Annotated in this window: 14 protein-coding genes; 10 read left to right on the forward strand and 4 right to left on the reverse strand. The window is 68.3% G+C overall.

Annotated elements, in window-relative coordinates:
• The gene (locus tag VI056_15500) at positions 1 to 2502 is read right to left on the reverse strand and encodes a GAF domain-containing protein (protein HEY6204425.1); all 2502 of its coding nucleotides are present in this window, start codon (positions 2500 to 2502) and stop codon (positions 1 to 3) included.
• A 118-nt stretch (positions 2503 to 2620) separates the two neighbouring features.
• On the opposite strand from VI056_15500, the gene VI056_15505 reads away from it, so the two are divergent.
• The 5 genes from VI056_15505 to VI056_15525 all read left to right on the forward strand — a co-directional run bounded on the left by VI056_15505 (position 2621) and on the right by VI056_15525 (position 6848).
• Positions 2621 to 3283: an ATP-dependent Clp protease proteolytic subunit gene (locus VI056_15505; protein ID HEY6204426.1), complete on the forward strand. Its 663-nt coding sequence runs from the start codon at positions 2621 to 2623 to the stop codon at positions 3281 to 3283.
• Positions 3284 to 3286: 3 nt separating this feature from the next.
• Entirely contained in the window at positions 3287 to 4558 is a 1272-nt protein-coding gene (gene clpX / locus VI056_15510; protein ID HEY6204427.1) for an ATP-dependent Clp protease ATP-binding subunit ClpX, read from the forward strand.
• Positions 4559 to 4568: 10 nt separating this feature from the next.
• Positions 4569 to 4934, forward strand: coding sequence for a cupin domain-containing protein (locus tag VI056_15515; protein HEY6204428.1), 366 nt, complete (start codon positions 4569 to 4571; stop codon positions 4932 to 4934).
• A gap of 184 nt (positions 4935 to 5118) precedes the next feature.
• On the forward strand, positions 5119 to 6309 hold the full coding sequence (locus VI056_15520; protein HEY6204429.1) for a glycosyltransferase family 87 protein: 1191 nt from the start codon (positions 5119 to 5121) through the stop codon (positions 6307 to 6309).
• Entirely contained in the window at positions 6306 to 6848 is a 543-nt protein-coding gene (locus VI056_15525; GenBank protein HEY6204430.1) for a class I SAM-dependent methyltransferase, read from the forward strand. Before VI056_15520 ends, VI056_15525 begins: the two co-directional genes overlap by 4 nt.
• 9 nt (positions 6849 to 6857) lie before the next feature.
• Here VI056_15525 and VI056_15530 read toward each other — a convergent pair whose 3' ends face one another.
• Both VI056_15530 and VI056_15535 read right to left on the reverse strand, forming a co-directional pair.
• Complete coding sequence (locus VI056_15530; protein ID HEY6204431.1) at positions 6858 to 8273, reverse strand: glycosyltransferase family 39 protein; 1416 nt, start codon at positions 8271 to 8273, stop codon at positions 6858 to 6860.
• Positions 8270 to 9439 (reverse strand): glycosyltransferase family 87 protein, encoded by a 1170-nt coding sequence (locus tag VI056_15535; protein HEY6204432.1) that lies wholly within the window; start codon positions 9437 to 9439, stop codon positions 8270 to 8272. The genes VI056_15530 and VI056_15535 overlap by 4 nt, the downstream gene beginning before the upstream one ends.
• A gap of 42 nt (positions 9440 to 9481) precedes the next feature.
• Here VI056_15535 and VI056_15540 point away from each other — a divergent pair, with 42 nt between their 5' ends.
• From VI056_15540 to VI056_15560, 5 genes are all read left to right on the forward strand, one after another.
• Positions 9482 to 11194: a hypothetical protein gene (locus VI056_15540; protein ID HEY6204433.1), complete on the forward strand. Its 1713-nt coding sequence runs from the start codon at positions 9482 to 9484 to the stop codon at positions 11192 to 11194.
• 62 nt (positions 11195 to 11256) lie between these two features.
• The gene (locus VI056_15545) at positions 11257 to 14889 is read left to right on the forward strand and encodes a GAF domain-containing protein (protein ID HEY6204434.1); all 3633 of its coding nucleotides are present in this window, start codon (positions 11257 to 11259) and stop codon (positions 14887 to 14889) included.
• 272 nt (positions 14890 to 15161) lie between these two features.
• Positions 15162 to 17867, forward strand: a complete 2706-nt coding sequence (locus tag VI056_15550; GenBank protein HEY6204435.1) for a valine--tRNA ligase — start codon at positions 15162 to 15164, stop codon at positions 17865 to 17867.
• A complete protein-coding gene (locus VI056_15555; GenBank protein HEY6204436.1) occupies positions 17864 to 18691 on the forward strand; it encodes a hydrolase in 828 nt (275 codons plus the stop codon). Before VI056_15550 ends, VI056_15555 begins: the two co-directional genes overlap by 4 nt.
• A 322-nt stretch (positions 18692 to 19013) precedes the next feature.
• Positions 19014 to 19976: a hypothetical protein gene (locus VI056_15560; GenBank protein ID HEY6204437.1), complete on the forward strand. Its 963-nt coding sequence runs from the start codon at positions 19014 to 19016 to the stop codon at positions 19974 to 19976.
• 61 nt (positions 19977 to 20037) lie between these two features.
• Here the strand turns inward: VI056_15560 and VI056_15565 are convergent.
• A partial coding sequence (locus tag VI056_15565; GenBank protein HEY6204438.1) for a hypothetical protein occupies positions 20038 to 20269 on the reverse strand: 232 nt, incomplete at its 5' end.

The following is a 20269-nucleotide window of genomic DNA, read 5'->3' on the forward strand; positions in this document are numbered from 1 at the left end:
TCAAGCCTCCACCCGCTTGCCCGCGCCCGCAAGCGGGAGGGTGACATGGAACACCGAGCCGCGGCCCAGCTCGCTCTCGGCCCACACCCTGCCGCCGTGGAGCTGAACGATCTGCCGGACGATCGGCAGGCCGAGGCCGGTGCCGGGGATGTCCTTGGTCGCCTGTGAGTCAACACGCGAATACCGCTCGAAGATCGTCTCGAGCGCCTCGGGCGGGATCCCCAGACCTTCGTCGCGCACTTCGATACGGACCCCCTCACCCTCGGCGCGCGTCTTCACGGTGATGCGTCCGCCCGTCGGCGAGTACTTCACCGCGTTGCTCAGGAGGTTGGATGCGACCTGCGTGAGGCGATCGCGATCCGCGTCGATCGACGGCAGGTCGGACTGGAGGTCGAGCGAAAGCGTGTGGTTCGGTGCGTTCGGCCGAACGCGGTTGACCGCTTCGTCCAGTACGGCGTTCAGGTCCATGCGCTCGGGGTGGATCGTCATCCGGCCCGACTCCATGCGGTCGAGGTCGAGCATCTCGTCGATCATCCGATTGAGCCGCTGCGAGTCCTTGTTGATATCCCCGGCGTACTCGCGCATCTCTTCGAGCGAGAGCTCCTCGTCGCGCATCATCTCGCTGAAGCCCTGGATGCCGGTGAGCGGCGTGCGGAACTCGTGGCTGACGATGGAGACGAACTCGCTCTTGGCCCGGTTGAGGCGCTCGAGCTGCTCGACCGCCTGGCGCTGCCGGGCGAACGCCTCGACGGTCGTGAGAGCCGCAGCCGCTTGATCCGCGAACAGCCCGAGCATGCGGCCGTCGTCTTCGGTGTACACGACCGTCGGATCGTAGGACCGGATACCGAGGGCGCCGAGCACACGGCCGCTTCGCAGCAGCGGCACCGCGAGGCAGGCGCGGAGTCCCGTCTGCTGGCCGACCGCAGTGCGTCCGTCCCAGGTCTGGTAGTCCGCGACGACGAGCGGCGCACGGGTCATGAACACGCGACCGACGACACCCTCGCCCGGCTGAAGCACGGAGTCGTCCGCCACCCGACCAGAGGGATCGAAGTTCTCCGCCAGCCGGAGCACGCCGGCCTCTTCGTCCCAGGTGTAGAGCGATGCGCTGCCTTGACCGAACAGCTGCACCGCGCTGCGCAGGATCATGTCGAAGACCTCATGCGGATCGGTGCGTGCCGCGAGCGTCGCGCCCGCGCGCTGCAACGCGAGGAGCCGTTCGTTCTCGCGCTGACGCGCCTGGAAAAGCCGGGCGGTCTCCATCGAAACGCGGAGCTCACGTGCGACCTCTTCCACGAGGCGCACCTCATCGGTCGTCCAATCGCGTGGCGCGGTCGCCTGGTTCAGCGAAAGCGTCCCTGCTAACTCGCCCGCGACGAGGATGGGCGTTGCGACCACCGAGCGAACCCTGGCGTCGACGGTGCCTTCCGCGATCCGGGCGTCCGCGAGGACGTCCCGCACGACGATGGTCCGCCCTGTCTCGGCCGCGAGCCGCGCGGCAGGTAGCGTGCGCTTTCCCACGCCGATCGCCGCGACGCCGGTGGAGTCCCACTCGTACGTGACCAGGAGCGCGTCCGGCGTCGAACCCGTCGTGGCGAGCACCCGATCGACCTTGAGCGCACGGCCAAGCTCCTCGACCGTATTGCGAAGCACCTCGTTCGGATCGAGCGAGGCTCGCGCGCGGCGCGAGATGCGGCTCACCAGCTCCTCCCGGTCCCCGCGAGACTGCGCCTCACTCAGCGAGAGCGAGGTGCGGATCGCTCCGGCGACGAACTGACCAAGGACGAGGACGAGCTGCAGCCGATCGGCGGTGAGCGAGCCCGCCCGCTCCCCGCCGGCCACGACCGCGCCGACGAGTCGCTCCTGGGAGATGAGCGGCATCGCTGCGAACGAGTGGATCCAGCTCGCGTTCGGAAGATCACGCGCGAGGAGACGCCACTGCTCGCCGCCACCACTGGTGTCCGGCAGGACGAGCGACTGACGATGATCGAACACACGCGCACGCATCGCGGTGGGCAGCGCCGACGCCGAGTACACCTTCGCGAGGAGCTCGCCACTTCGCGGGCCCTCCTCGGCGACGAGGCGGAACGCCTCGGCGACATCGTCGTGCACGAGCAGGCCGAGGGTGACGCGTTCATCGAGCCCGCGGCGCGCGCTCCGTAGGTACTGACCGGAGATCTCGGCGAGGTCGAGCGAGCCGGAGAGGGCTTGGCTCAGTGCGAAGATCGAGCCGATCTCGGCGTCGCGGACCGCGTTGTTGCCGCGCGCGCCCTCGAGCGCGATCGAGAGCCGGTAGAGCGCCATCCCAGCGATGACGCTGATACCAAGCCAGATGACGAAGGAGACGGTGTCGATCGAGCCGATGAGGGCTCCGGGATCCGGGATGGCGAGGCCGACGCGGCCCAGCTCGACTCCGTAGACCGCATGGACAGCGACAAAGACGATCGCGGCGTAGATCGTCGAGGCCGCGATGTAAAAGCTCAGCGACCGTGGGAACCGCCGCATGTTGTCCCTGCCTTCGTACGAACTTTAGCGGGCCGACACCGTCAAGACCCCCCTTTTGCCGTGATTGGTGGGTACACTGGGAGCCGAGACTGCGCGAGGAGGGATGACTGTGCCGGCGATGAATTTCGTGCCGATGGTCATCGAGCAATCCGGGCGAGGCGAGCGCGCCTACGACATCTTCTCGCGCCTGCTGAAAGAGCGGATCATCTTCATCGGGGACGCCGTCGAGGACACGATGGCGAACCTCATCATCGCCCAGCTGCTGTTCCTCGAGTCGGAGGATCCCGAGCGCGACATCTACCTCTACGTCAACTCGCCCGGCGGCGTCGTGACCGCCGGCCTCGCGATCTACGACACGATGCAGTACCTGAAGGCTCCGGTGAGCACGATCTGCGTCGGGCAGGCGGCGTCGATGGCCGCCGTCCTGGTGTCGGCGGGTGCGAAGGGGAAGCGCTATGCGCTTCCGAACTCGCGGATCATGATCCACCAGGGCTCCGGTGGATTCCGCGGTAACACGCCCGACGTGCTCATCCAGGTGAAAGAGCTCGAGACGCTCGTCGACAAGCTCACGCGCATCCTCGCGCATCACACCGGTCAGGATGTCGAGAAGGTCCGTCGCGACTCGGAGCGCGACCGCTTCATGAGCGCAGAGGAGGCGAAAGCCTACGGGATCATCGACGAGATCTTCGTCGGCAAGGATTCGCTCATCTCCATCGCCAAGGCGGCGGAAGAGAAGGAACCGAAGGAAACCAAGGAGCGCGTCCCGGTGGCGGCCCGCTAGGTCATGACGACCACCGCCAAGGGCGGCAAACCTTATCGCTGCTCTTTCTGCGGAAAGAGCCAGGACCAGGTGCGCAAGCTCATCGCCGGCCAGGGCGTCTACATCTGCGATGAGTGCATCACCCTCTGCCGCGAGATCGTCGACGAGGAGTTCATGGAGGCGCCGAAGGCGCGGACCCTCGGTCAGAAGATCCCCAGCCCCCGGCGCATCAACGAGATCCTCGACCAGTACGTCATCGGTCAGGACCGCGCAAAGAAGGTCCTGTCGGTTGCCGTGTATAACCACTACAAGCGCGTTTCCGCTGGCCACCGCGTGGACGACGTCGAGCTCGGCAAGTCCAACGTCATGCTCATCGGACCGACCGGCTGCGGAAAGACGCTGCTCGCGCAGACGCTCGCCCGGATCCTCGACGTGCCGTTCTCGATCGCCGACGCGACGAGCCTCACCGAGGCTGGCTACGTCGGCGAGGACGTCGAGAACATCCTCCTGCGTCTCATCCAGGCCGCGGACTTCGACCTCAACCGCGCGCAGCGCGGGATCATCTACATCGACGAGATCGACAAGATCGCGCGCAAGGGCGACAACCCGTCGATCACGCGCGACGTCTCGGGTGAGGGTGTCCAGCAGGCACTCCTCAAGATCCTCGAGGGAACCGTCGCCAACGTGCCGCCGCAGGGCGGCCGCAAGCATCCGCACCAGGATTTCATCCAGATCGACACGACGAACATCCTGTTCATCGTCGGCGGCGCCTTCGAGGGGCTCGAGAAGATCGTCGAGTCGCGCGTCGGCAAGAAGACCATGGGCTTCGGCGCTTCGCTCCGCGACAACACCAAGGAGACAAGTGCCATCCTTCAGCAGGTCATGCCAGACGACCTCCTGAAGTACGGTCTCATCCCGGAGTTCGTCGGCCGTTTGCCGGTGATCGTGCCGCTGATGGCGCTCGACGAGAACGACCTCATGCGCATCCTCACCGAGCCGAAGAACGCGATCGTGAAGCAGTACCAGAAGTTCCTCGCCCTCGACAAGGTGGAGCTCCAGCTCACGCAGGAAGCCCTGCAGGCCGCCGCGGCGGGCGCCGCGAAACGCAAGACCGGCGCGCGGGGCCTTCGGACGATCATCGAAGAGGTCCTGCTGGAGGTCATGTACGAGATCCCGTCCCGCACGGACGTCCGCCGGGTCGTCGTCACGCCGGAATCGATCAACAGCGGCGCGCGGCCACTGCTCCTGTCTAAGAACGAGCAGCTTGTGCTCGAGGGTGACGAAGCGACGGCCTAGCCTCGCTGTTATGCCCAAGCTCTACTACGCCAGCCCCCGTGACCTCCCGCTCATCGAGCCTGCGGCTGGGCTCAAGGGCCGTGTCGTGCAGGCCGATCACGCGACGATGGTGATCTACGACCTCGCTCCGAAGACCATCGTCGAATCGCACAAGCACGAGATGGAGCAGTTCGGCGTCGTCGTGAAGGGCAGCCTCGCGATGATCGTCGCTGGCGAGCAGCGCATCCTCACACCCGGCGACACCTATCGCATCCCGCCCGGTGCGGCGCACGGGGCGCGCGTGTTCGAGGAGCCGACGCAGGTCATCGACGTGTGGGCGCCGCAGCGCACCGACCTGCTCAAGCCCGCGGCCTCTTCGGAGAAGAGCTCGGCCTAGGCGCGAGCGGACCGCGATCGCAGCGCCCGCGTACCCAGTGAGACCAACGCCGACCGCCGTGTAGAGGCCGATCGCGATCCACCGTACATGTCACATCCACCTCTCGGACCGTGACCCATCGCGTCGCATCGCTCGACCGCCGCGGGCAGCGAGCGCGACGATGGAGCCGGTACCCTTGCGCGGCATGACGAGTGAGCGACGTGCCGAGCTCGCGTACTGGACGGCGGTCGCCATCGGCGTCGTGTTCATCTTCGTCGCAGGACCCCTCGCCAGCCGGCTCGAGCTCGTGCGTATGAACGACTTCTCCGGCGTGTGGTCGGGCGCGCGCGCCATCGTCCTCGGCGTGAATCCCTGGGATCCGACGCAGTACCACGGCTTCGCGGTCGACATGGCAACGAAGACGCCCGACGCGCTCGTCTACGACTACATGCCGTGGGTCGCGTTCGCGGTCGCTCCGCTCGCGATGGTGACACTCGAGACCGCGGGCTGGATCTGGATGCTTGCCAGCATGGTGTGCGCCGCGCTCGCGCTGCGCGGGATGCTGCGCGCCTTCATTCCCGCGCGGCCCGTCACGCACGGAGCCTTCGGCCTCGCGCTGTTCCTCGCCCAGCCCTCGTTCCACGCGATCGTGCTGGGCCAGTGGAGCCTGCTGCTCATGTCCGCGGTCGCCGCGACGGTCCTGGCGCTGCGCGCGGCGCGTTCGCTGCTCGCGACGGTGCCGTCCCTCCTCTTCCTCGCGAAGCCGCAGCTCGTCGTATTCACCGCGATCGGATTCGCGTACGGCGCGATCCGCCAGCCCGTGTTCCGGCGCTATGTGCTGTACGGGCTGTTGCTCGCCGGGGCGGTCGTCGCCGTCGCATGGATCGCCGCGCCGCGCGATTGGTCCTCGGCCTGGCTCGAAGACATCCCAGGGCGGCGCACGCTGCGCTCGGCCGTCCTGCCCTCCGCACTGAACCAGCTCATCGGTCCATCCGGGCGCTTCATCGCGTACGTGCTCATCGGCGTGGGCGCGCTTCTCGCGGCACGCTTCCGTCCCGGCAGCGACGCGTCGCTGTCCGCGTGGATCACGCTCTCGAACGCCGGCGCGATCTACCGCTGGTCATACGACCAGGTGCTGCTCTTCGTGCCCGCCGTGATCACCGCCGGCATCCTCACGCGCCGGTCCGAGGGAGCGGGCCGCCGCTTCGCTCTCGCCGCGGCCGGGACGCTGCTCGTCGTTTCGCCGGTGCTGTACGGGATCGCCGTGTTGCGACACGACGAGACATTCAGCGTTCTCGTCCCGCTCGGCTTCTTCATCGCGATCGTGCTGCTGCTCTGGCGCGAGCAGGCCGCTGGCGACCGGACCGTTGCTGCCGCGCAGGCGGTGGCTGCGTGACACCGCTCGACCGTTTCATACAGCGGCTGCGCATCCGTAAGGCGCTGCCACACATCCCCGCTGGCGGGCGGCTGCTCGACATCGGCTGCGCGGACGGCACGCTCATCCGCGCCGCCGCCGGTCGCGTGCGCGATGCCGTGGGCATCGACCCTGATGCGCCGGCCGGGTCGGCGCTCATCCGTGGCAGCTTCCCGCAGGACCTGCACGACAAGGGGCCCTATGACGTCATCGCGCTACTGGCGGTCTTCGAACACGTCCACGATGAAGATCGTCCCGCGTTCGTCGCGGCGTGCCGCGCGCTGCTGCGCCGCGGCGGTCGTGTCGTCGTCACGGTCCCGGCGCCGCTCGTCGACCGGATCGTGGACGTGCTGCGGAGGCTGCACCTGCTGCATGGGATGGACATCGAGGCGCACCACGGCTATCAGCCGGAGCGGACGCCGATGTACTTCGCGGATGCCGGGATGCGGCTCGTGACCCACGAGCGCTTCGAGCTCGGCTTGAATCACCTCTTCGTGTTCGAGCTGCCTGCCGCCACCTGACGCCCGACGTCAGCGGGGCTCGAGGTCGTACGCGACGAGCGTGATCCCGGTCCCGACATCGCCCCAACGGAGGACATCGCCGTCGTTGTCGAGCCTGACGCCCTCAGGCAGCGGCCCTGCGAGCGCGCCGAACACGACGACCGTCGTCGGCGACGCGATCCGGATCTCCTTCGCGGTGCTCGACAGCACTTCCGGATCGGTGCCGTAGAACAGCACGCGGTACTCGGGTAGGTAATAGCGGGCGGTCAGGTACTCCGACTGCGCGATGATCACCGTCGCGGCCGGCGGGAACGTGCCGCGCACGAACGCGATGCGCTGATCGAGCGAGCGGTCGTGGCGCGCGATCGCCGCTGCGGAGAACGGCGCGCCTGAGACCACGAACACTCCGACGTTGAGCGCGACGAGTAGGGCGGCGAAGGCGAGGGCCGCGCGCTGCGCCTTCGCTGCGACCGGGGCGAGAAGCGCAGCGCACGCGACGTACAGACCGGGCAGCACCGACATGAGGTAGCCCGGATCGCCGAGGTGGATCGTGACGTACACGAGCGCGGCCGGCACGACCCATAGCGCGAAGAAGGCCGCGTCCTCCGAGCGCCGTATCCGCGGCCGAAGCCGAACGACGATCCCGGCGACCAGCAGCAACGCGAAGCCAAGGAGACCCCAGAACAGCGCGTACACCGTGAGCAGCGTGTTGCGCACGAGCGCGTCGCCGCCCGCGGCTGGCGAGAGCTCGCTCACACGTGTGGCCTGTCCACCCAGGCTCGCGAGATACGCGGTCAGTCCACCCGACAGCGCCGCGCTCGGGAGGAACCACGCCAGTGCCGCGCCGCCTACCGCGACGATGCACAGAGCGCGCTCGCGCCAGGGCCGCGCCGCGAGCATCCAGAGCCACAGCGGACCGAGCAGCAGCAGTACGTCCTGCCGGAATCCCGCGGCGAGGCCGAGACCCGCTGAGGCGACGAGCGCGGCCGGCCACGGTCGCGCGCGCGCGCCCTGGAGCATCAGAGCGAGCGCGATGCTCAGCAGACCGAGGATCGCGTACGGCATGGCGACCTCGCCGTAGGTCCACGCCAGCGGCGCTGTCGCCGCGCCGAGCGCGACGATGATGGCGACCGCGCGGTCTGCGTATCTGCGACACAGCAGATAGACCGCGGCAGCCGTCAGCGCGGACGCGAGCACGCTGATCACGACGAGCGCCGCATTGCTGTCGCGGGTGAGGAACCTCGCCGCCGCCGCGCTCCCGACGTAGAACAGGTACCCGGGTGGATGCGGCCGCTGATCCGCGAGGTCCGCACCGACATGGAAGCCCTGCTCGAGCGCGCGCGCGTAAAGCACCGAGTCCCAGGCCCAGAGCGTCTGCGCGGCGAAGGGTATGCGAATGACCAGCACCAGCGCAGCCAGCACTATCGCGATCGCGCGGTCGCTCACGCCGGTACGCGCGCGGCGACTGTCTCGGAGACGGTCTTCCGTCTCGCGAACACGAGCACCGCGAGTGCGACGGCCAAAAGCAGCAAGAGTCCGAGAAAGTGCGCCGCGATCTGCGTGATGTCGTCCTGCCGGCCGACCAACTGCATGAGCGACCAGCTGAACCCGAGCGCCGTGATGAGCAACGCGCGGGTCTGCCGGCGTGGCTGGAACAATGCGCGGTGAAGGGTGCTCGCCAGAAGCGGGAGCGCGAAGATGAGGTAGGGAAGCCAAAGCAGACCGAAGGGCGCGAGGTACGGCGCGAACGCGAGGGCGAGATGATGGAAATGAGTCTCGTCCTGGCGATCCCTGCGCGCCGCGAGCCCGCCGACCGTCGCGGTAGCCACGGACACCACCGCCAAGAGGGGGGCGCCCAGTGGCGAGTTAAGGAGCGCGGCGAGGTCCGCGGGCGTCGCTCTCGCGATGAACTCGGCCGCCCAGTGGCTGTCCTTGAACGCGATCAGCATCGCGACGTAGGCCGGAAAGTCGCGCGCGAAGACAAGAGCCGTCGCCAACAGCCCGGCGGCACCAACGGCGAGCGTCCAGGCGACGATGCGGCCGCGTCCGGCAGCGAGGTAGAAGAGGATGAGCGTGAGCGGCAGCAGCTTCGTTCCGATCGCGACTGCGAGAAGCGTCCCCGCGACCGACGGCCGCGCGCGCTGCGACCACGCGAGAAGGCAGAGCGCGAGCGTAAGCACATTCAGATTGCCCAGCGAGATCTCGAGGATCGTCGGCAGGAAGAAGACGAAGGCGGCTGCCGCCCATGGCCGTGCATCGCGCGGCAGCGGACGGATCAGGTGAACGCCGATCGCAGCCGCGAGTCCGGTGTTCAGGCCGATCCACACCGCATTGGCCAGCGCGAACGGGAGCGGCGTGAGGAGCACGAACGGGACCGCGACGATGGGTGCGTAGTGGTACTCGCCCAGCGGCCCGGCCGGCACCTGCGGCTGAGGTGGGTACAGCGGCTCGCCGCTGAGAATGTGCCGCGCCGCGAGGACATAGGCCCAGAGGTCGAATCCGTACGGTTGTTTCTCGATGAAGATGCCGAGCCCAGCGAGCCCGGCCAGCACCATCACGGCGACGCCGACCGCCCACACCAGACGCGGGGGGTGGGCGGCGTCGGCCTTCACGCCCTGCGAGTCTATGGGCGCGAGATATAGCCTCCGCAGCGAATGCGCGAGCCAAAGCTGGCCGGGGCGCTCCGCCGGAGTCCCGAAGTGACGGTCGAGCGCCGCTCCGATCCGCGCCTAGGTCTGGCGCTGCGCGTCGGCCTTGCACTCACCGCGACGGGGATCGCGTCCGCCGGCCTGGGCCGTCGCGCGTTGAGCGGGTCCAGCGCGGACGTGCCGCTCGCGATCGCGTTCGGTTGCTTCGTGGTCCTGCTCGTTCTTGCGACACTTCAGCGGCCGCCGCGTCTTTCGGTATGGGTCGGTCTCGTCATGACGGCAGGGCTCTACATCGCGACCGCAGTCGCGCTCGCCGGCGCACCGCTTGGCATGGCGGCGTACTTCGCCGCCGCCGCGTTCGCGGCGTGGCGCACGCCGCCGCATCTGCGCGCGTTCACCGTCGCCGCGTTCGCGCTGTGGACACCTGCCCTCGGTATCTTCGCCTCACCCGGGGTCACGGTGCTGCCCGCGCCAGTGTTCGCGGCGGCGATGTTCGCGCTCGCGTACACGGTCGCGGTGCTCGTCGACCCGTCCCGCGTCCATCCGTCGGATCGCCTGCGTCGGGTCGGCTTCGGCGTCGTCGCGATCGCGACCATGACCGCGGTCTTCGATAGACACCTCGCCGTGGGCTCCGCCGGTCTCGCGCCCGACGATCAGCTGGCGATCGTGGTCGCCTTCGGGTTGCCGCTCCTCGCGCACCTGCGGGTCCGGCCGTCGACGCGCGATGCGATCGCGAGTGGCCTGGTGCTCACGACTTTCGCGCTGGTCGGCCTCGCGTGCATTGTCGCGGTGCCGTATCACGCCGATGCCGTCGCCGCGCTGCATCGGGCTTCCGAGCTCTTCGTCGCGGGCCAGGATCCGTACAGCGTCTTCGATCTGCCCGAAGCTCTCGCGCGTTTCGACATGGACCCGCAGCTTGTCACGCATCTCCAGGGCGGCGGCTCCGTCCACACCTATAACTACCCGGCGCTCTCCTTCCTCGTCGTCGCGCCGTTCGTCGCTCTTGGCCTGGGCGACGTGCGGTGGGCGTTCCTCGTGGAGGTGCTCGTTCTCGGGATCCTCGCCACGTCTCGCATTCGACTGGCGTGGCGACCGATGGTGCTCTCCACGATCGTCGGCAACGCGATCGTGATCCGGCAGCAGATCCTCGCGGGGATCGATCCGTCATGGGTGCTGCTCATGGTCGCGTCGTGGCTCGCGATCGGCCGGACGTGGCTCTCGCCGGTCCTGCTCGGGTTCGCGTTCGCGGCGCGGCAGACAGCATGGTTCGTAGCGCCGTTCTACGTCGCACTCGTCTGGCAGCGGTGGGGCTGGCGCGAAGCGGTCCGGCGCGCGGTCATCACCGGAGCGGTCGCGCTCGCGGTGAATCTGCCGTTCATCATCGGCGCGCCGGATCGATTCATCGAGGGAGTGAGCGCGCCGATCCTCGGACCACTCGAGCCGGACGGTGTGGGGCTGGTGCGCTTTGGCGTCGCGGGAATAGGGCCGCTGTTCCCGCGCTGGGCCTACGGAGCGATCGCGCTCCTCCTGTTCGTGGCCCTGCTCGCGGCCGTCGTGCGTTGGCGGCGCGCCGTCACAAGTGCGCCGATGGTGTGGCCGTACGTGCCGGTGTACTTCGCATGGCGTTCGCTGCAGAACTACTTCGTGCTCGCGCCGCTGTTCATCTTCATCGCGGACGACGAGGTCGCGCCAGAAGTACCACGACCCGTAACGGACTAGGAGCGCTCCCCGCCACCGTCCCGATACCCGCTGCACTCCCGGCTGTCCAACAGTGGTCGCGAATGCGCCGCTTCTTCCCCCGTGACGTCCTTCTGATCGCGCGATTGCTGGCGGTCGCGGGCGCGCTGGCCTGGATCCTGATCGGCGGGCAAGCCACGCTCGCGTACGCGTTCATCGCGCTCGGCTTCCTGCTCGGGACCTCCGTCCTCGTCTGGCGCGTGGACGTCCGCCGCGGCGGCGTGCCTGCGCCGCTCTCCGAGACTCCCGGCGTCGTCGTGGTCGGCGATCTCGGCGCTGCCGCGCTGTGGATGATCGCGAGCGCGCCGAACGAGCGCAGCGTCGCGTTCGTTGTGGTCGTCGCGATCGGCGCTCTCGCGATGTACCGGCTCGGGAAGCATGGCGTGACCGCGACCGCAGCGGCCTACCTCATCGGTCGGATCGGTCAGGAGATCGTCCGCGTCAGCCTCGGGATACCGACACCGATCCCGCAGATCTTCGGCGAGACCATGGTCGTGATCCTTGTACTCATCATCCTCAGCGCGACCGTCGCCCACTACCGGGACGAGCAGCGCTCGGGTGCTCGCGCCCTGCGGCTCGCGCGCAGCCTGGAGCGCGTCGCGACGGACATCGGTCAGGAGACGACGCCGGAAGGACTGTTCCGTTCGATCACGCGCAACGCGCTGCTGCTGGTCGATGCGCACCACGCCACGATCAACCGACGCCGGGGTGACGAGTTCACGATCGTGGCCGGCGCGGGGACCGGGGAGCGTGCCGTCGGTGTTCGGGCGTCGGCACGCGCCGGCATCGTCGGCGCCGTCCTCCGCTCGCGGCGTGCGGTCGTGTTCGCCGACTACGCGGCCGATGCGACGGCGGTGCCCGCGATCAAGGAGATCGGCGTGCGGTCGATCGTCGGCGTGCCGATCGTCGTGCAGGGTGAGATCGCCGCGACGCTCACCGTCGGCCGGCTTCAGGTGCGACCGTTCGACGAGAACGACGTGTCTGCGCTCGAGGGCCTCGCATCGCACGCGTCGATCGCGCTACGCAACGCGCGCATCATCGAGCAGGCGCGCCGGGTCGAGACCGTGTCGCGCGAGCTGGCCGCGGAGACCGGTGCAACGTCAGATGTGATCCGCCGCATCGCGCAGGAGATGCACGAGGCGTACGACACCGAGTTCGTGCTGGTCACCGAGCTACGCGGCGAGATGGCGGTCGATCTCGCGGGCATCGGCCTCGCCGCTCCGCTCACCGCGCCGCAGGAGGTCGGGCCGCTCGTGCGGCGCGTGGTCAAGCGTCGCGAGGTCGTCAGCGTCCGCGACTACACGATCGAGATGCACGGCGAGACTGCCGGCCAGTCGGAGTTCCTCCGCGAGGCCGGCATCCATGCCGCGATGGCCGCGCCGGTGATGATGGGCAGCGAGGTGGTCGGGAGCGTCGGCATCGCCACGACCGACCCGGATCGCACGTTCGACGCGATCGACCGGCAGGGGCTCTTCGCGTTCGCGCAGCTCGCCGCCGCGGCCATGCGCTCGGCCCGGGTCCGGGAGGAGCGCGAGCAGCGGATCCGCCGGCTCTCGGCGCTCAACGACCTCGCGTGGAAGCTCGCGAGCGTTCACGAGCCGTTCGGCATCGCGCGCCTTGCGTACGAGGCCGCGGGAGCGCTCGTCGTGCGCGACTCCTTCTATGTCGCGCGCTACGACGCAGATAAGAAGGAGTTCGAGTTCGTCCTCCAGGCGGATGGCGTGGACCTCTGGAGCGGCGAGCGCTACCCACTGGGCACCGGACCGACGAGTCAGGTCGTCCTCACCGGGGAGACCTACCTGGTGCGGGACGCCGACGACCCCGTGCAGCGGCGAGGCGACACCTTCGGCGACACGACGCGACCGTCCGCCTCCGCGGTGCACGTCCCGCTGAAGAGCCGCGGACGGCTGGTCGGTGTGCTGTCGAGCCAGTCGTACCGGCCCGGCTCGTTCGACGACGAGGACATCGCAGTGCTCCAGTCGCTCGCCAACCTCGTAGCGACGGCGTTCGAGAACGCGGAGCACCTCGCGCAGATGCGCGAGCTCTACCTCGCATCGGTGAAGGCGCTCGCGGCCGCTGTCGATGCGCGCGATCCGTACACGCGGAGCCACTCCGCCCGCGTCGCAGCGCTGGCGCGGACGATCGCCGACGAGATGCGGATGACCGGGGATCAGCTGCGACGCGTGCAGCTCGGCGCGCTGCTGCACGACATCGGCAAGATCGGCGTGCCTGACGCGATCCTGAACAAGCCGGGTCCGCTCACCGCCGACGAATGGGTGCTGATGCGGACGCATCCCGCGGTCGGTGGCTCGATCCTCGCGGCGGTCGAGCCGCTCCGCGACCTTGTGCCGATCGTCACCGCGCACCACGAGCGCTTCGACGGTGCCGGTTATCCCGAGAAGCTGGCCGGGGACTCCGTCCCGATCGAGGCCTATGTCGTCGCGGCCGCGGATGCGTTCGAGGTCATCGTGAGCCGGCGCGCGTACAAGCAGGCGCAGAGCGTCGAGTTCGCGTGCGCCGAGCTCGTGCGCTGCCGCGGGACCCAGTTCCACCCCGACGTCGTCGACGCATTCCTTCGCGTCATCGATCGCGATCGCCAACACGGCGCGGCGTACCTGCGTCGCGTCGGCGCGATCGAAGAGGCCGATATGGAGAACGTCCCCGGGCCGGGCGGCGTACTCGAGCAGTTCGCCGCGTCGGCCCACGCGCACGGGCGGCAGCTCGCCATCCTGCAGCGCCTCGCGTCCGAGATCAGCGCGGTGCTGGACATCGACACGCTCGCCCAGCGGCTGCTGCGCATCGTCTGCGAATCGATGGGCTACGAGAACGGATTCCTCCTGACGCTCGACGAAAAGCACGCGAGCCTCGTCGTGCGCGCCGCGGTCGGGCCATCGGAGCCGTACGTCGGTCAGCTCCTCACGCGCGGGGTCGGGATCAGCTGGTGGGTCATCGACCACGGCCAGCTGCAGAACGTCACCGAGGCCCAGTCCGATCCGCGCTTCTACGGTCCACCGAACATCCAGTCCGTCCTGTGCGTGCCGCTGCAGCTCGGTGACGAGCGCGTCGGCGTGCTTGGCATCGAGAGCCCGCGCAGCCAGGCGTTCGGACGCGAGGACGAGGAGCTGCTCACGGCCGTTTCCCATCAGGTCGCGGCCGCCCTGCGCGTCGCGCGGCTGCATCAGGCCGCCAAGACGGCCGCGGCCACCGATCCGCTCACCGGGCTCCCGAATCGCCGCACGTTCTTCGCGCGCCTCGGGGCGGAGCTGGGGGGCGATCCGCTCGAGTCGGTCACGGTCGCGGTGCTCGACGTGAACGGGCTCAAGCAGCTCAATGACGAGTTCGGACACGGCGCAGGTGATGAGGCGCTCGTCCGGATCAGCGAGATGCTCTCCGCGGGGGTGCGCGACCGCGACACCGTCGCCCGCATCGGCGGCGACGAGTTCGCGATCCTGTTCCCCGGTGCGCCGCTGCTGGCTGCCGAACGCGTCATGCGCCGCGTTGCGAACAACATCGCCGAGGGCACGCTCGCCGACGGCCGGCGCCTTCCGACCATCGCCTGGGGCGTCGCCGATGCGTTGGACCGCCCGATCACCGTCGACACGCTCGTGGATGCGGCCGACCGGGCGATGTACCGGCACAAGCAGATGACACGAGGCTCGCGCGCGTCGCTCGCCTGACCTCGGCTAACATCTCCACATACCGGCAGCGACCGGGAAGAAGACCGACCCAGGTACCGATAGAGAAGGCGCGTCACCGGCTGGAAGCGCGCCGCGGTCAACAGGGACGGGAAGTCACCCGCGAGTCGGATCGGAGGCACCCGTTATCGGCCGAATGAGACTGCTGCGCTGATGCGCTGCGGTGAAGTCGGGTGGTACCACGGCGTTGTTCGTCCCGGACGAGCAGCGCTTTTTGTTTGCCCGCCCGTAAGAGAAGGAGGTCCGAGATGGCGATGACGAAAGAAAAGCTGGAACCACCGCAGTCGGTCGTGTCGTTCGCTGAGAAGCACTACCGTCCGTCGGCCGTCGAGCAGGACCTCTACGCGTGGTGGGAGCGCTCGGGTTTCTTCACGCCCGACGAGAGCAACCCGGGCAAGCCGTTCGTGCTGATGCTGCCGCTGCCGAACGTCACAGGCGATCTCCACCTGGGTCATGCGCTCGGCTTCGGCGGCTACGAGGACCTGATGGCGCGCTGGCACCGCATGCTCGGCGAGCCGACGCTCTACATGCCGGGCACCGACCACGCCGGGATCATCGCGCAGAAGGTGGTCGAGGACGAGCTCGCGAAGAACGAGATCGGCCGGAACGACCTGGGGCGCGAGAAGTTCCTGACCGAGATGTGGAAATGGATGGACCACTACCGGCCGCGCATCGAGAAGCAGCTGCGGCTCCTCGGGTGCTCGCTGGACTGGTCGCGTCGCAACTTCACGATGGAGCCATCGAAGCAGCGCGCCGTGCGCACGCATTTCATCCGGCTCTACAAGCGCGGTCATCTCTATCGCGCCGATCGCATCGTGCACTGGTGCCTTCGCTGCCAGACGACGTACTCCGACCTCGAGGTCGAGCACATCGAACGCACCGACTCGCTGTACTACGTGCGCTATCCGTGGGCGGACGCGAAGGCGGGCGATCCGCCGCTCATCATCGCGACGACACGCCCCGAGACGATCGTCGCGGACGTCGCGGTGGCGGTCCATCCCGACGACGAGCGCTGGAAACGATTCATCGGACGCGAGGTGCTGGTGCCGATGATCGAGCGGCGGGTGAAGGTGATCGCCGACGAGGCCGTGGATCCGAAGTTCGGGACCGGCGCGCTGAAGATCACACCCGGGCACGACGCCACCGACTTCGAGGTCGGGCAGCGCCACAGCCTGCCGGTCATCAGCGTCATCGACACGCGCGGCTACATGACACCGGCGGCCGGGCCCCTCGCCGGACCCGATCGCGATACCGGTCGCCGGATGGCGGTCGAGATGCTGAGAGACCACGGTCTCCTGGTGAAAGAGGAGCCGCTGACGCACGCGGTCGCCGTGCACGACCGCTGCAAGACGGTCGACGAGCCGCTGGTCATGAAGCAGTGGTGGGTGAAGATGCCGCCGCTCGCGGCGCCCGCGATCGCGGCGGTGCGCGAGGGCCGAGTCACGATCCATCCGCGCTACCAGGAGAAGATCTACTTCAACTGGATGGAGAACATCCGCGACTGGCCCGTGTCACGCCAGATCTGGTGGGGCCACTCCATCCCGGTGTGGTACTGCGGCAGCTGCGACGAGATCGTCGTGCCGGAGGAGGACGGTCCCGATCCGACGCGCTGCACGCGCTGTCGCAGCGACGACGTCACGCAGGACCCCGACGTGCTCGACACCTGGTTCTCGAGCGCGCTCTGGCCGTTCACGACGCTCGGCTGGCCCGACAAGACGCCCGATCTCAAGCGGTACTACCCCGGCAGCGTGCTCGAGACGGGCTACGACATCATCTTCTTCTGGGTGGCCCGCATGATCATGATGGGCATCGAGGACATTGGGGACATCCCGTTCCACACGGTGTACCTCCATGGTCTCGTTCTCGTCGATGGCGCGAAGATGAGCAAGTCGACGGGCAACGTGATCAGCCCGATCGGATTCATCGAGCAGTTCGGCGCCGACGCGCTTCGCTTCGCTCTTGTGAACGGCGTGGCCGCGGGGGCGGACCAGACGCTGTCCGAGGCCAAGCTTCAGAACGCGAGAGAGTTCGCGAACAAGCTCTGGAACATCAGCCGCTTCGCGCTGCACCACATCGACGAGCATGCCGAGGCGCTGCGCGAGTGGCGCTCGGATCGCACGCCGGCGCCGAGAGCGGGTGCGGGGTCGGCCGATCCGTCGCTCGGCCACGCCGACCGCTGGATCCTGTCGCGCACCGAGGCGACCGTCGCCGAGCTCACGCGACTCCTCGAGCACTACCTGTTCGGTGAGTACGCCTCCGCGCTGCAGCAGTTCGTGTGGGGGGAGTTCGCCGACGTCTACCTCGAGCTCGCGAAGGCCGGCCTGCGTGACGAGACGCGTGCGCTTGGCACGGTGCGAACGCTCGGATACGTGCTCGACCGGATCCTGCGTCTCGCGCACCCGATCGTCCCGTTCGTCAGCGACACCATCGCGCTCCAGCTGTGGCAGCGGCTGCCGAACACGGACCGCTCGCCGTCCCTTGTGATCGCGAAGTGGCCCAGCCCTGGGACCCGGTCCGTCGCGCTCGAAGAGCGGATGGAGATCGCGCTCGACCTGGTGCGCGCCATCCGGAATCTCCGCCAGGAGGCCGGAACGAAGCCGGGCGAGCGCGTGAAGACGACGCTCGGCGGCGACACGACCGCGATCCACGATCTTGCCGACCTGATCTCGCACCTTGCGCAGACCGAGATCTCGTTCGGAACCGGCAGCGGGCACGCCGCCGTCGTGCGTGCCATCGAGGTGCGCGTCGCGGTCGAGCGCGATCCGGCCGAACATCGCGCGCGGCTCGAGAAGGAGCTCACCGAGGCGAAGGAGACCCTGCGCCGCTCGCGCGATCTGCTGGCGCGTCCCGGCTTCGCGGAGAAGGCGCCGGCGAGCGTCGTCGCGAACGAGAAGGCCAAGCTCGCGGAACGCGAAGAGCGCGTCCGGTTGCTCGAAGAGGAGCTCCGCCGGGCCGCGTGAGCACGAGCGCCTACATCTGCGTCACCTGCGGGGTGCAGCAGGCGTCGAGCGCGTCGACGCCCGAGCGCTGCCCGATCTGCGAGGACGAGCGCCAGTACGTGCGCCAGGGCGGGCAGGCGTGGACGACGCTCCCCGAGCTCGCCGCGCAGGGTCACCGCGTCGAGCTACGCGAGATCGAGCCCGGCCTGACGGGGGTCGGGGCGCAGCCCGCGGTCGGCATCGGCCAGCGCGCACTCCTCGTTCGCACTCCCGGTGGCAACTTCCTCTGGGACTGTTTCGGCTTCATCGATGACGCGAGCGTGGCGGCGATCAAGGCGATGGGCGGCATCGCCGGCATCGCCATGTCGCATCCGCATTTCTACGGCGTGATGGTCGAATGGAGCCAGGCGTTCGGCCGATGTCCGATCTGGATCTCCGCCGACGACCGGACGTGGGTACAGCGCGAGGATCCAGCCATCGTCGAGTGGCGCGGCACCCGCGAAGTCCTGCCCGGCGTCACGCTGATCCAGACCGGCGGTCATTTCGAGGGAAGCGCGGTCCTGCATTGGGCTGCTGGAGCGCGAGGTCGCGGCGCGCTGCTCGTCGGCGACACGATCACCGTCGTCCCCGATGTGCGGGCCGTGAGCTTCATGCGCTCGTATCCCAACCTCATCCCGCTTCCGGCGGAGGAGATCCGCCGCATCGTCGCGGCCGTCAGGCCGTATCCCTTCGAGATCGTGTACGGAGGTTGGTGGGACCGCGTCACGCGCACTGACGGAAAGGGCGCGGTCGAACGATCGGCGCGCCGCTATCTCAAGTGGATCGGTGCGGAGGACGACCTGTAGCGGAGTGAGGCGAGAGCAGCGTCGAGTGCTGGCGTAAGCGGCCGACCGAGCGGCTGGCGGGTAAGAGTTCGGCGCGACGGCGGCTATGACTTCGGCTATCCAGAAGTGTGACGACTGTGGCGCAGTTCGGGAGCATGCTCACCACATGTTCAAAGCCTTCGCCGCGCTCTTGGTGTTCGTCGCTATCTCGTGCGCGCCGACGATTGTCGATGCGCCACCGACTGCGTCACCTACGGATTTCGTTGCGTCTCACCCGCCGACGATCGCTCCGACGAGCTTTGCTCCCGCGCCGGGCACCTTCTCGATGGCAACCGACAGAGAGATGAACGCTTTCGCAGCGGATCGCGGAGCGCTGATCGCGTTCAGCACGAAAGAAGGCCCGCCGCCTTATTCGTCGAAGATCCTGCGCGCCGAGGCGCCAAACGGACCCTGGAAGACCGTGTTCGAGACCGACGCGATGTTCATGGGAAGCGGACGGGTGGTTGCCGGCCGGGTCGCGCTGATCGAGTACCGGGAGCCGTACCAGGGTGGCGGCGCATATTCCGCGGACTTCACCGTCATTGACATATCCACCGGGAAGACGACCGCGATCGACCGCTTCGCCCTCAGCACTGCGACATACCGCGGCGGCGGCGGTGGTCCGCGAAGGCCTGTCGGGAACATGGTCCTCGGTCCGGAACGCGTCGCGTGGACGCGGCTCGTCGAGGGGCAGAGTGGGTCGGTGACCGGAGAGTTGCGCGTCGCAACGCTTGCCGATCCTGCGCGCGCGAATCTCGTCGGCTCATCGGCAGAATGGATCTCGCCGCTCAGCGTCGATGCGCACCGACTGCTCTACGTCCTAGGGAGCAAGATCGAAGATCAACTGCGCGTCCTGGATCTCGACACCGGCGCCGACCGCATGATCGCCAGGGCCGCGATGCCCACCGACATCCAAGTGACGGCATTCGCCGGTCTCGACCGCGCCCTCCTATCGGGCGACTGGACGATATGGCGGGAAACGCCGCGCCTCAGCGATGGATCGCTGCGGGCGATCAACATCGCAGACGGTACGGAGCGCACGATCGCCATGGGCGGATCGTCCTGCAGCGAGCCGAGCGTCGGAACGAAATACATCGCGTGGTACTGCTCAGCCAACGTCGTCGGGATCCTCGATGCGAACACGCTCGTGCCAGTCGCGAACAAGCCGGCTGGGATCGGCGTGGCGCCCGAGGCAAGCGATGACGCGCTCCTGTGGTTCGATCTCAGCACGAACCCGCGGAACGTCGTGCTCTACCGGCCGAAGTAGCTGGACAAGAAGAGGGCCCCGGTCATCCGGGGCCCTCTCGATGACATGGACTACGCGCTGACTACTGGTTTGCCTTCAGGATGTCGTTCGCCTTCTGGCCGGCGTCCTTGATCGCCGCTTCCGGCGTCGCCTTGCCGGTGGTGACCTTGGTGAGCATGTCGAAGATCACGTCGCGGATCTCCTGCTGGCCACGGACGTTCGGCTCGGGGATCGAGCTCCCGATGACGTCGAAGGCCTGCTTGCCCTGCGGGTCCTTCGAGCCCCAGTAGCTCTTCAGCGCCTCGTCGTTCGCG

Source organism: Candidatus Limnocylindria bacterium (assembly GCA_036523395.1).
GTDB lineage: Bacteria > Chloroflexota > Limnocylindria > P2-11E > P2-11E > CF-39.